Below are 12,682 nucleotides of genomic sequence, written 5' to 3'. Positions count from 1 at the left end.
CGCACCGCCGGCTCACCGGTCAGAATCACGCTGTCCACGACGAACCGATCCGGCGGCGCGGAGACCTCGTTCGGGCCGCCCCGCAGCGAGACCTCGTCGGCATCCGCCTTCGGGGTGGCCTTGGCTCGGCCCGCCGGCTTGGTTTCGGGGAGGCACGCGCGGTACCGCAGTGGCCGCAGATCCCTCAGGTCCCGCAACGTGCCCGAGGCAGTCGTCGGCATTGGCGCCCCGTTGATCACGATCGTCGGGCCCGCGCCGCACGGCAACGTCACCTCACGGTCGAGGCCACGGGGCTGGTTGGCTTCGGGCACGCCCTGCACGTCCATGCCGCTGAGGCCGACGGGCAGCGGTTGCGGCTCGAACAGCGCGGTCGACTGGTTGATCCTTGGCACCGTCGAGGTCACGGCCACGGCGAGGCCGCGGGTACGCAGGGCCGGGAAGCGGGCAACACCGTCCAGGTCGACCGTCACCTCCCGGATGCCGTCGTCGCCGGTGATCCGGACCGTCCTGGGCGGAGCCGCGACCAGGCTCTCCGCGAACCGCAGGCGCACCCAGCTCACCGTCCGAAGCTTGGCCCAGCGCACCTTCACGGTCGGCTGCGGGTCGTACGGGTCCGCCCACCAGGCCGTGCCGTCGTCCCCGTCGCCCAGCGACCTCGATGAGGCGACCGGATCGTCGAACCACGAGCTCGACGTGGTGAAGGTTTCGCCGCCCGTCATGTCGTCGTACACCGCTCGCGCGGTGGCGGGTGTGGCGCGGGCCAGGCCGGTGAGGTGGTAGTTGGTGGACGCCGGCAGGTCGAAGCGGCGGGGCACCAGTCCCGTCTCCTCGCCCTGCCGGATGAGGTCGGGAGAGCACAGGTAGTGGACACCGGCGACCGCGCAGGCCGGCCGGTCCACGGCCTTGCGGGTCAGCGCGACGACCTCCGGCGCGCTGGTGGCATCGGGCATCGCCGGCAGTTGCAGGTACCGCTGTGGGCTCACCCCGGCAACGCGTACCTCCCGGATGCCCGCGCGGCGACCCGGCACGTCGGCACCCGCGACACCGTCGATCGTCACCCGAAGCCAGGTGGTACGCCCCGACGGCAGCGACAGTCGCAGCGGCGCCGACCCGGCGTCGACCACCGAGTGCACGTACGAGCCGCCCTCGGTGCTGACCTCGACCCGGGTGACCGGTGCGCCGACAACCTCGTCGCCGACCACCTGCAACTCCACCGACCCGGCTTGGACCTTGTCCTGGAACCGGATCTCCACCCACTGGCCCACGGGTTTACGCGCACCGTCCGACAGCCACGAGGTGCCGCTGTCGCCGTCGATGGCCGCGAACGGGGTGGCCGAGGGGTCGCGCAACCCGGCCGGCCCCGCGACGTCGGCCGCGCTGGAGGACGCCTCGACGCTGGTCACCCCGGCATGTCCCGACGAGGTGACCGACGAGGTCCACGCGGGATCGATGATGTCGTGTTCCATGCGCGACAGCCGGGGCCGCTCCTCGGGGGTCAGTGTCCGCGAGGTGTTGCCACGGACGAGGCCGAAGTCGATCTCCCGGTTGCGCAGGCTGTCGGCGAGCACCGTGCCCCCGCCGGTCGTCGACGGGGCGTCGCCGTCGAGGATCACCGGCCGGTTGCCGAGCACACCGGCGTCGCTGAGGTCCAGCAACGTCTCCGGTGCGCCGACCAGGTTGAGCGGCTGCGTCGCGTCGGTCAGCGTGGCCCGAGGGGTCGGCCGGTCCACCTCGTAGATCTCCACCGCCGGATACGGCACGTGCAGCCCGTAGTCCCACGCTCCGGTGAAGTCCGGCGTCGCCCCGCTGTTCGGGCCGAACGCGGCGACCCGGAACAACCCCGGAGCGCTGTCCAGCGTGCGGTGCACGAGAACCGGCCACGCGATGCCGCCGACAGGCTGGCGGAGGTCGTTGCGGACGAGCAGGTATCGCACGCCGAGTCGACCGAGCACGTCGGCCAGCCCTGGCGAGGCGGTGCCGGAGGCGAGTCGATCGTCGATCGCGGAGAGCAGCCGGGCGTTGCCCGCCGACCCGGCCGGCACCAGCGACCGCACCGCCCACGGCGAGTCCAGCAAGGGCTGGACCGGCTCGTCCAACGATCGCCCCCAGTTGTACTCGGCGAAGTTGGAACCGGGGACCAGCAGCGTGGTGCCCGGGCCGGCGTTCCGGTCGAGCCATCCGGTCGCCTGCCGCCAGTGGTCGGGCACCGTCCAGAATCCGCCGCCCGCCGCGAGCCCCGCATTCCCCGCGCCGCTGGTGACCGCGAGGAGCGCGACGGCGGTGACGCCCAACGCGACCCGCCGGGGTGCCATGTTGGTGGGACGCGTGACCCGGCGGATGACAGCGATCCGGCCGGCGGTGTGCAGCATGTGCGCGGTGGCCAGGGCCAGCGGCAGGCGAAGTACGACGTCGAACTTGTGCAGGTTGCGCAGCGCGGCGAGCGGGCCGTCGAGGGCCTCGCGCACCGTCGAGGCGAAGGCGGCGCCCCCGTCCGACAGGTTTCCCGCGGTCAGGGTCAGCAACCCGACCAGGGCCCCGATGAACAGGAACCGCCGCTCCGGCAGATCCCGACGGGCCAGTCCGGCCAGGCCGATGCACGCGATAAGGCCGGTGAGCACGATCATCCAGAGCGTCGTGACCAACGCCCATCCCGAGCGCCACCAGGGCACACCGTCGACGGCCAGGTAACCCACCCAGTGGGTGGCGCCCCGCACGGCCGACGGGAGCGACGTCACGCTCGTCGTGACCGCCGCACTCTCGGTGTACGGCAGGAACGGGAACCCGTACCGCTGTAGGAGCAGCAGCGGCACCAGCCACCAGAAGGTGGCCACGACCATCGCCACCGTCCACCAGGCCAGCAGGCGGATCCGTCGCCAGCCCGGCGCGCGGGTCACCACGAAGAGGAACGCCGGGAGTACGGCGCACGCGGCGGCGGCCCCGTTCGCTCCGCCCATGCAGACCACCGCCAAGCCGCTGAGCGCGGCCGCCCGCCGCAGCGAGCCACCCGCAGCTCCCTTGACCAGGGGCAGCAGCACCCACGGGGCGACGCAGTACGGCAGCAGTTCCAGCGACACGGTGCCGACCAGGGAGAGGGCTCGGGGCGAGAGCGCGAACACCGCGCCGGCCACCAGGCGTGACGCCGGTCCACCCAGGTCGAGGGCGCGAGCCAGCCGCACCACACCGGTGAGGGCCACACAGAGCAGGGCCGCCATCCAGAGCCGCTGGACGAGCCAGGCCGGCAGCCCCACCGCCTCACCGAGCAGGAAGAACGGCCCCATCGGGAAGAAGTAGCCGACGGCCTGGTTCTGGAGGGTGCCGAACTGCCAGTCCGCGGTCCACAGGTGGGTGGCCCGGGCGAGGAACCCGCCCGGGTCCAGGGCCATGTCCAGCTTCGTGTCGGGCACGATGAGCCCGGGCTCCTGGGTGATGCAGAGACCGATCAGCGCGAGGCAGACCAGCAGCTCACGCAGGCGCCACACCGCCAGGGACACCGTGGCGGTCGGTATTCCGGGGGCGCGACGAGCGGTCGACCAGGCGGTCAGCACTGCCGTACCGGAACTCCGGTGAGCAGTTCGTCCCCACTGGCGTTCCGCTCGCTGATGTCTTCGGCGCCGATGCCCGCCCCGAGCAGCACCTGCCGGATCGCGGCTGGGTCCGCGCCCGGCACCAGGATCCACAGACCGTGTTCGTCGACCGCGACATGTCGGGTGTACGGGAGGAGTGGGGCCAGCCGGGCGAGGAGGCTCTCCGGCTGGTCGGTCCGGACCACGAGAGACGCGTTCCCCGCAGCCCACGGCACCGCACGTGGCTCGAGCAGATCACCGAGGACCGCTCGGACCCGCCGGCCGGTGTCGGCCCAGCCGAACGAATCGCTCCACTGTCGACACTCAGCGGCCATCCGGTCCGCCTCGGCCGGCACCGCGAGGGAGTCCAACGCGCGGTCGAGACCGGCGGCGAGACTCTGCGCGGGGTTCTCGCCCTCGCTGACCAGCCACCCGGTGCGGCCCGGTCGGACGGCGTCGCGCAGCCCGTCCACGTCGAACGCGACAGTGGGCAGCCCGGCGGCGGCGGCCTCCACCACCACGAGACCCCAGCCCTCACCCCACGAGCCGGAGACGTGCAACCAGGCGGCGGCCAGCAGTGCGTCCCGCTCGGCGGAGGGCAGGTGCCCGTGGACCGTGACCGTGTCGCTCAGCCCACGCTCGTCGACCAGCCGGCGGATGGTCGTCACGTCCGGCCCGCCACCGACGATGTCCAGGCGCAGGTCGGGCCGATCCGCTCGGAGCTGGTGGACGGCGTCGAGCACCAGATCCACCCGCTTGTGCCGGGTCACCCGGCCGACGCAGACGACACGGGGTCGGCTGTCCCGGGCCACGCCAGCGGCTGCCGGCGGCGACGTCGCGTCCGCGCCGTTGGGCACCACGACCACCGGACCGGCCCAGCGCAGCCGGTCCCGGATGGCCACGGCCGTCGAGGGTGAGACCGCGAGGGTCACCGCACGGCGGTAGACCCGTCGGGCGACCGGCCCTTCCAGCCACGCCCCGAAGCGACCCACGACCGGGCCGAAGTACAGCCGGAACTGGCGGTCGTGCACGTGGTGGATCACGCAGATCACCGGCACGTCCGCCGGCAGGACCGCCGGGCTGAAGAACGGGATGCCGTTCTGACAGTCCACGACCGCGTCGAACTGACGCCGTCGTCGCGCCAGCCAGCCCAGCACCCGGGGGTAGATGCTCCACCGGCCGCCGACACGGACGATCCTGATGCCGTCCCGGACCTCGTCGCCGCGCTGACCCGGCGGGCGCGCGGTGACGAAGGTGACCTCCGCCCCGGCGCTCACCAGGTCGCGGGCGACCTGCCAGGCGTAGACCTCGGCTCCCCCGGCGTCCGGATGCCAGAGGTCCTTCCAGTTGAGCACCGCGACCCGGCGGCCCACGACCGTGGCGTCGGTGGTGGGCGCCGCGGTGGTCCGGGATGATCTGACACTCACGGCCGCATTCCAACGGTGGCGGTGCCACTTGTCACGTCCGGGGCGACCGGAAGGGTGACGACCGGCATCGGCATCGGCATCGCCGGGGCGACGCCGGCGCCACGGAGCCGCCACTGGATCTTCGCGACGTCAACGAAACTCTGCCAGCCGTGTCGGAGCGGTGAGAAGCGGGAGCCGGGCATATCCACCCAGTTCACCGGGACCTCCACCAAACGGGCACCGGCCCGCTCGGCGCGGCCCAGCACCTCGACGTCGAACGCGAACCCACCGCACCGAAGTGGCGCGAAGGCCCGCCGTGCGACGTCGTTGCCGAAGAACTTGAACCCGCACTGCGTCTCACTCACGCCGCGCACCACCTGCCGGACAGCGCCACGGAACGCCACCGCGCCCCACCGTCGCAGCAAGCTGTGCCGCTCCTGGACAACCGACTCGGGGTGGGCCCGCGACCCGACCACCGCGTCGGCCCCCTCGGTCAGGAGACTGAGCACCCGCCCGAGAATGGCTGGCGCGGTGGCCAGGTCCGCGTCACAGAAGCCGACGTAGCGCGCGTCGCTTGCCAGCACGCCGGTACGCACCGCGAAACCCTTGCCCGGTTTGCCGCACCAGAGCAGTCGAACGGGAACCGGACCGGCGGGTGCGCCCGTCACCACCTCAGCGGTCCCGTCGGTGCTGGCGTTGTCCACCACGGTGACCCGGCAGGGCACACCGAGGTCGGCCAGCGCCGCCCGGAGCAGGATCAGGGTGTCGGGCAGCCGGAGTGCCTCGTTGAACGCGGGCACCACGACGTCGAGTACGACCACATCTGACGACACGTCAGGAGGAAGGACCTCCATGGAGGGCCGTCAACGCTCGCCGTACACGATGATGGGCTGCTCCACGTTCGCAGGCTTGCTGTTGGTGTTGGTGATAGTGGACGTCCCGATCGAGACGGCCAGGATTCCGAGCACAGCACCCACCGCCGCGGCGACGACCGCGGTCAGGAGGGGATTGAAGGATGCCTTCATTGATGATCCCTTCGGGGAAAGGTACCGAAGAGTAACATGCGTCACTGCTGTGCGGGCCGGTGCAAAAGGGCGATCAACAGGGTGGCCCCGAGTACCGAATACCCCAGCAACGGAACTATGCCGATACGCCCTGCCGACTCGGAGAAATCGGCACCAGGCAGGCGTAACAGGGTTAACGACCCGTCTCGCCGCACCAGCTCGGCGTCCGCGAAACGGCTCTCCGCCTGGGCACCGTCGGGTTGATCGGTCTGAATGAGCACATACCGCACGCCGAGCCGACGCAGGGCCGGCCCAGGGTCGCCGGGCACGGCCAGCGCTGCCGCCACCCGATCGGCCTCACGGCTCTCCCCCCGAATCCGGTCCCGACCGACCAACACGTCCTGGTCGCCGATCACCGGCCGCCGGAACGCCCGCGACGCCGGATCGAGCACCGGCACGTTGCCCGCCCACCGGTAGGCCCGGAACGAGGACCAGGGCAGTGAGACGAGGCTGCCGCCGGCCGGATCCCGGTTCACCTCGGCGCGCACCGCCGACCACTCCGCCGGGTACCGCACCGTGTCGAGCTGACCGCTGAGACCCCACGCCAGGCCAGGCAGCAGCAACACCGGAGCGGCCACCACCAGCGGTGCCCACGCCCGGGCCCTCGCCGTCGTCAGCGACTCCACCAGCATCCCGAGACCCACCGCCTGCACCAACGCCAGCGGTGCGAGCAGCCGGGTGCCGTCCCGGACCGCGCCGGCCAGCGGAACGTGCTCGACGAGCGCGACCATCCACTGCGCACCCACCGACCAGGCCGGCAGTACGGCGATCACGGTGCCCAGGACCGCGCTGACGAGCAGGCCCCACCACGCCGTCGACGGCCAGCGACGACGGATCAGCACGTACCCCCAGAACGCCGCCGCGGCGAGCACCAGCGCGAGCAGGGCGACCGGCCACTGGTCCCGGCCGACCGGTACGGCATGGCGGCTCCAGATGCCACCGAGCGTGCCGACGCTGCCGAGCACGCCCAGCGGAGTGTCCGGGCGGACAGCGAAGGCGGCGACCCCCCGCTCGTCGAGATCGACGGCACCACCCCGGCTCATCAACGCCAACCACCACGGTGCGGTGAGGCCGACCAGCGCCGCGGCACCTGCTACCAACGCCCGCCACCGCCGCGCCAGGGCCAACGCCGGAGCGCAGGCGAGGACGGCCGCCAACACCATCGCCGGGCCGCCCAGCACCACCGTGACCCCACCTGCCACGGCGGAACGCCGACCCGGACCGGTGCCGTCGGACGGTGGCCGCACCACGCCCAGCACCCAGGCGTACGCCCAGGGCAACGCGGCGTACCCCGCGATGACCGCCCACTGCCCGAGGTGCAGCCGGCCGTACACCCAGGGATTCCAGACGTACGCGAGCCCGGCCGCGATCCGCGCCATCGGGTGGCCGACGGGAGCCAACCGGGCGGCACCCACCGCGGCCAGGGCGAGGCAGCCGGCGAGGAGCACCTTCTGGGCCATGTCGGCGGGGATCAGCTGGGACAGGCCGACCGCGAGCAGTTCGCTGGGCACCGCACGGGGCAGCTCGGAGCCGCTGCCCCAGACCGTGGCGCCGAACGGCGGGTCCGGCACGAACACCAGGTCGTAACGGAGGACGTAGCCACGACGGAGCACCGGGCCGAGAATCGCGATGACCACGCCGAATCCGAGCGCGGCCTCCGGCCACCACCGACGGAGTACGACGGCAGCCCGCAGCAGCGCCGGACCGATCTCCGGTGACGGTCGACGCACACGGACCCCCATGGACCTGGACGGGACGCGGGCCCGACATCGCGCCCGGGGCTCCGGACAGCACTCTAGGCACAGGGGAAGCGCGGACGGTAGCTTGCCAGACGACATCGACGAGCGGCCCGCGACGACGACGCGAGGCTTCGGGACGAACCCGTTTCCCCCGGCGAACCGACATGAGGCGCGATGACAGAGACGACGGCTGGGCCTGGCGCGGGCCGCATGGGAGCGGCGGGCGCGGCGGTGGCGGGCGCCGCGATGGTGACGAACGGGCTGGCCTACCTGCTCCCGATGCTCGGTGCCCGGCACCTCGCGGTGGAGGAGTTGAGTGTGCTGGCCACGGTGCTGGCCCTCGTCGCGATAGCCGGCGTCGCCGGTGTGGGCCTGCAGATGGCGATCGCCGTGCACCGGGCCCGGCACCCGGGCGCACCGACCAACCGGGTCACCCTCGTCACCACAGCCGTCGCCGGTGGCGCCGTCGTCGTGGCCGCGCCGCTGATGATGACCGCGCTACGGCTGTCGTTGACGGTCGCGGCGCTGGTCGCCGCCACCACCGTCGCGGTCGTCCTGGCCGCCCGGTGGCTCGGCGAGTTGCAGGGTGAGCAGCGCTTCCTCCGCCTCGCCTGGGCGATGGGGGTGGTCGCGGTCGGACGGTACGGCGGCATGATCGTCGCGCTCGTCCTCGGCGCCGACGTCGTCGACACCCTCGTGGCCGGCATGGTGACCTCGTACCTGGTGCTGCCCGTGCTGGCCTGGGTCGCCCGACCGGCCCGCCGGGCCACCTCGGGCCGGGAGAGCGCCGCCCTGCGCATCCGGCAGGTGACGAGTGCCGGCACGGCCGCGCTGGCGATGCTCGCCGTGTCGTACGCCGACCTGATCTTCGCCCGCCAACTGCTGTCACCTGCGGACTCCGGGGCGTACGCCGTCGGAACCGTGCTCACCAAGGGTGCGCTCTGGGCACCCCAGGTGATCGTGGTGCTGGCACTGCCCCGACTGGCCGTGGGGGACAACCGGGTCCGCACCGTCGTGCTCGCGATCGTCGCCGGCTGCGGTGCCGTGCTCGTCGCCGCCTCGGCCCTGGCCGGCGGTTTCGCGTTCCGGCTGGTGGGCGGCGAGGACTACGCGTCCCTGGGTGAGTACGCCCCGTTCTTCGCCGCCACCGGCGCGCTCTACGCGCTGGTCTTCGCGGCCGTCAACGCCAAGATCGCGGCGGGGGCGCGCTGGCCCTCCGCGCCGCTCTGGGTGGCCGCGGGCGTCCTGGCCATCCTGACCATGGCCGTCGCGCCACGGACGTTCCAGGGAATCATGTGGTGTGCTCTCGCCACCGCTGCGGCGACCGCGCTGGTGATGGTCCTCAGCCTGCCGTCAGCCACCGATCGAGCAACTGGTGATCGATCGAGTCCACCCGACCGAGCGGACGACCGGCCGCGACCCTCTCCCGCAACTCAGCCCGGGTGAACCAGCGTGCCTCCAGCAACTCCACGCCGTCGACGCGTACCTCCTCGGACGTGGCGGTGGCCCGGAAGCCCACCATCAGGCCGGCGGGGAACGGCCACCCCTGCGACCCCTGGTAGGTCACGTCGGTGACTGTCACGCCCGCCTCCTCGGCCATCTCCCGACGGACCGCGTCCTCCAGGCTCTCGCCGACCTCGACGAAGCCGGCCAACGTCGAGTACGCCCCCTCGGGAGCGCCGGCGTGCCGGGCCAGCAGGCAGCGCTCCGGCGAGCCGGGCGCCTCCACCAGCACGATGATCGCCGGCTCGATGCGGGGGAACAGGAGCCGCCCGCAGTCCCCGCCGCCGCAGGTCCGGACGTGCCCGCCACCGCCGGCGACGGCCGGCGAACCGCATCCGCCGCAGTACCGTGACTGCCGGTGCCAGTGCAGCAACCCCCGGGCGTACGCCTGGACGGCCGCGCCGGACGGGTCGAGCCGCCCCACCAGGGCCCGCACGTCGACGGCCCGTGCCGCACCGGTCATCTCGACGGCCGACCGCTCGCTGAGCGCGGAGAGGTCCACGGCGAACACGGCGACGTCCCCGTCGAGCCCCAGAAAGACGGTTTCGTCGGCGGCGGACCGGACGAGGGCCGCCCGGTCCGCCGTGAGCCGCACCGGGCCGTCCCCGTCGACCAGGCAGCGGTCCCGCCACAGCGGCAGCACGACCGTGGTCGGCTCGGTCAGCAGCGCGTCCAGTCGATGGGGGTCGGTGCGCAGGGGCCCTGCCCGGTCCAACCAGCCGCCGCCGTACGCCAGCACCCGCTCCTCAGCGTCCACTCCGCCACCGTGCCACGGCGGCGGACAAGGACCCACACCGACCCGGCTCCCGCGACACGCCGGTGCGACACGCGGCGGCGACGCGGGTGGGCGCAGCCCGCAGGTACGGCCGACCATTCGTTACCGTAGGTGGTCTCCGGGAGGGGAGACCTCCCGTGGCACCTGGCGATCGAGGTTGTAGTGACGCTGTACGGCGAAAAACGTCCACCCGCCGACGACCGGCCCACCGTGCAGGTCACCGCGGTCACCTGGCCGGACGACGGGCCGACGGCGGTCACACCGCCCGTCCCCACCCCGGCCGGTGAGCCGGCGGGCGGTGGGCGCCGCCCCCGGCGGGTGCGGATGCTGCTCGCGGCCGGCATCACCGGAGGCGTGCTCGCGGCCGGTGCGGGTGCCGGCGCCTGGGCGTACGCCGGGGACGTACCCCGGGGCACCAGCGTGCTCGGCACCGAACTGGGCGGCCGGAGCCTCACCGCCGCCGACCGTGAGCTGCGGGCCGAACTGGACCGGCGTGCGGCGGCCCTCGCCGCACCGCTGAAGGTCACCGTCGGGGAGCGCACCGCCGAGATCAACCCCGCCGACGTCGGGTTGACCGTCGACGTGGCGGCGACCGTGGCGGCGGCGGCCGACGCCGACGCGCACGCGGTCAGCCGGTTGGTCGGCTCCCGCACCGTCGATCCGGTGGTCACCGTCGACGCCGACCGGCTGGACGGCGCGCTCCGCAAGGTGCTCGGCGACCAGGCCCGCCCGATGACCAAGCCGGCGATCACCTATCAGGGCACCACGCCGAAGGTGGTGCAGCCCAAGCCGGGGCTGGCGTTCGACCCGGAGCGCTCCGCCGACGCCGTGCGCGCCGGTTGGCTGGCCGGCGCCCCGGTCACCGTGCCGCTGGTGGAGAGCCACCCCGCGACCACCGCCGAGGAGTTGGACCGGCTGGTCGCCGACCTGGCGAAGCCGGCCGTCGCCGCACCGGTCACCCTGCGCACTGACAAGGGTTCGGTGAAGGTACCTCCCGCCGCCATCGCGAAGAGCCTGCGGTTCACCGCCGACGACGCCGGCAAGCTCACGCCGACGGTGGACGTGAAGCGGCTGCGCACGGCCCTCGGCGACAGCCTGAACGCGATCGAGGTGCCGCCGAAGGACGCGACGATGACCATCGCCGGAGGGCGGCCCACGGTCAGCGACGGACGCGACGGCCAGCAGCTGGACAGCGCCGCCCTGAGCCGCGACCTGCTGGCCGTGCTGCCGAAGTCGGACGGCCGTGAGGTGACCGGCGAGGTGAAGGCGACGCCGCCGGAACTGACCGCGGAGAAGCTCGCCGGCCTGGGCATCAAGGAGCGGGTGTCCACCTTCACCACCAAGTTCACCGGGGGCCTGGCCTCCTCGCGCAGCCAGAACATCGTCACCATCGCGAAGAAGGTGGACGGCACAGTCGTGCTTCCCGGCAAGACGTTCTCGCTGAACGGGCACACCGGGGAGCGCAGCTACAAACAGGGCTACCGGGACGCGCCGGTCATCCTCGACGGCAAGCTGGTGCCGGGCGTGGGCGGTGGCACCTCGCAGTTCACCACCACGCTGTTCAACGCCACCTACTACGCCGGGTTGGAGGACGTCGAGCACAAGCCGCACTCGTACTGGTTCGACCGGTACCCGGCGGTCATCGAGTCGACCATCTTCTGGCCGAACCTGGACTTCAAGTTCCGCAACAACACCGAGTACGGCGTGCTCATCGACACCTCGTACACGTCGAGCACGATCACCGTGTCGATCTGGAGCACCAAGATCTACGACAGCGTGAAGACGGAGTACGGGCCGCGCCGCAACATCACCACGCCGAAGCTGATCCATCTGGAGCCTGGGCCCACGTGCATCGCGACGAACGGCATCAACGGCTTCACCCAGGACGCCTTCCGGGTCATCAAGAAGGACGGCAAGGTGGTCAAGCGGGAGAAGTTCACCTGGCGCTACGACGCCGAGCCCCGCTACGTCTGCGGGCCGAAGCCCTCCTGAGCCGCGGCTATCCGCCGCCCGACCCGAACGTTGAGGACCGCCATGGCCACCGGCCCGGCGGTCCTCAACGGATAAGGGGCCCGGACGTCTCGGGAACTCTTTCACCGAAGCCACTTCGCCTGGGCGTTCGGCCTCCTGCTTCGCCTCGTCCGCCGCCGCCTGCAGGTCGTGTCGATCGTGCGAATGCATCTCCCCGGCTGGGCGCTCCGGGCCGTGCGTCGCGCTGTCCTTGGGCGCGTGAGCGACCTCGGCACCGCCACCGCTCGGTGCCGCTGCAATGGAGTCGTGGGCGTAGCCCTTATCCGCGATCAAGCACGCCGGGGCGTGCACGAGCCTGACCAGGTCCGAGCTCGTTGACCCGGATCTGGTCTCGTTGACTCGAATCTGGTCCAGCAACGTTTGGACCTGGGGGGTTATCGCCGGCTGGGCGGGCGTGAGCGGGATTGTGCGTCGGGCGCCGCAGGCAGGCCGCCGCCCGCGTTCCCGCCCGCAGGCATACCGGTGAACGCAGTTAAGGCCACCCCATATGGGGTGGCCTTAACTGGAAGATTGTCCGGCGGTGTCCTACTCTCCCACACCCTCACGAGTGCAGTACCATCGGCGCTGGAGGGCTTAGCTTCCGGGTTCGGAATGTAACCGG

7 protein-coding genes, 1 rRNA gene and 1 pseudogene are annotated in these 12,682 nt (G+C 72.4%); 2 read left to right on the top strand and 7 right to left on the bottom strand.

What is annotated here, in order from left to right:
- Nucleotides 1-1,481: 1,481 nt before the first annotated feature.
- The 5 genes and pseudogenes from ABZ780_RS17720 to ABZ780_RS17700 form a co-directional block, all read right to left on the bottom strand.
- A pseudogene (locus tag ABZ780_RS17720) lies at nt 1,482-3,479 on the bottom strand (alpha-(1->3)-arabinofuranosyltransferase family protein); the annotation flags it as partial.
- 59 nt (nt 3,480-3,538) lie between these two features.
- Nucleotides 3,539-4,990, bottom strand: coding sequence for a glycosyltransferase family 4 protein (locus tag ABZ780_RS17715; protein WP_357009617.1), 1,452 nt, complete (start codon nt 4,988-4,990; stop codon nt 3,539-3,541).
- Nucleotides 4,987-5,802: a glycosyltransferase gene (locus tag ABZ780_RS17710; RefSeq protein WP_357009614.1), complete on the bottom strand. Its 816-nt coding sequence runs from the start codon at nt 5,800-5,802 to the stop codon at nt 4,987-4,989. The genes ABZ780_RS17715 and ABZ780_RS17710 overlap by 4 nt, the downstream gene beginning before the upstream one ends.
- A 30-nt stretch (nt 5,803-5,832) precedes the next feature.
- The gene (locus ABZ780_RS17705) at nt 5,833-5,994 is read right to left on the bottom strand and encodes a hypothetical protein (RefSeq protein ID WP_357009612.1); all 162 of its coding nucleotides are present in this window, start codon (nt 5,992-5,994) and stop codon (nt 5,833-5,835) included.
- A gap of 41 nt (nt 5,995-6,035) precedes the next feature.
- Nucleotides 6,036-7,775 carry a hypothetical protein gene (locus tag ABZ780_RS17700; RefSeq protein ID WP_357009610.1) on the bottom strand — a complete coding sequence of 580 codons (1,740 nt, stop codon included), beginning with the start codon at nt 7,773-7,775 and terminating at the stop codon, nt 6,036-6,038.
- A 171-nt stretch (nt 7,776-7,946) separates the two neighbouring features.
- Here ABZ780_RS17700 and ABZ780_RS17695 point away from each other — a divergent pair, with 171 nt between their 5' ends.
- Nucleotides 7,947-9,218 carry a polysaccharide biosynthesis protein gene (locus ABZ780_RS17695; protein ID WP_357009608.1) on the top strand — a complete coding sequence of 424 codons (1,272 nt, stop codon included), beginning with the start codon at nt 7,947-7,949 and terminating at the stop codon, nt 9,216-9,218.
- Here the strand turns inward: ABZ780_RS17695 and nudC are convergent.
- Nucleotides 9,115-10,032 (bottom strand): NAD(+) diphosphatase, encoded by a 918-nt coding sequence (gene nudC / locus ABZ780_RS17690; RefSeq protein WP_357009606.1) that lies wholly within the window; start codon nt 10,030-10,032, stop codon nt 9,115-9,117. The two genes, ABZ780_RS17695 and nudC, sit on opposite strands and share 104 nt — an antisense overlap.
- Before the next feature lie 180 nt (nt 10,033-10,212).
- On the opposite strand from nudC, the gene ABZ780_RS17685 reads away from it, so the two are divergent.
- Nucleotides 10,213-12,042: a VanW family protein gene (locus tag ABZ780_RS17685; protein ID WP_357009603.1), complete on the top strand. Its 1,830-nt coding sequence runs from the start codon at nt 10,213-10,215 to the stop codon at nt 12,040-12,042.
- Nucleotides 12,043-12,593: 551 nt separating this feature from the next.
- On the opposite strand, the gene rrf is transcribed toward ABZ780_RS17685, so the two are convergent.
- Nucleotides 12,594-12,682, bottom strand: a 5S ribosomal RNA gene (rrf, locus tag ABZ780_RS17680); the annotation flags it as partial.

It is taken from the genome of Micromonospora sp. NPDC047467 (assembly GCF_040643095.1).
Taxonomy (GTDB): Bacteria; Actinomycetota; Actinomycetes; order Mycobacteriales; family Micromonosporaceae; genus Micromonospora.
The sequence above is the reverse complement of the archived record's forward strand: the minus strand, read 5'-3'. Positions and strand labels throughout refer to the sequence as shown.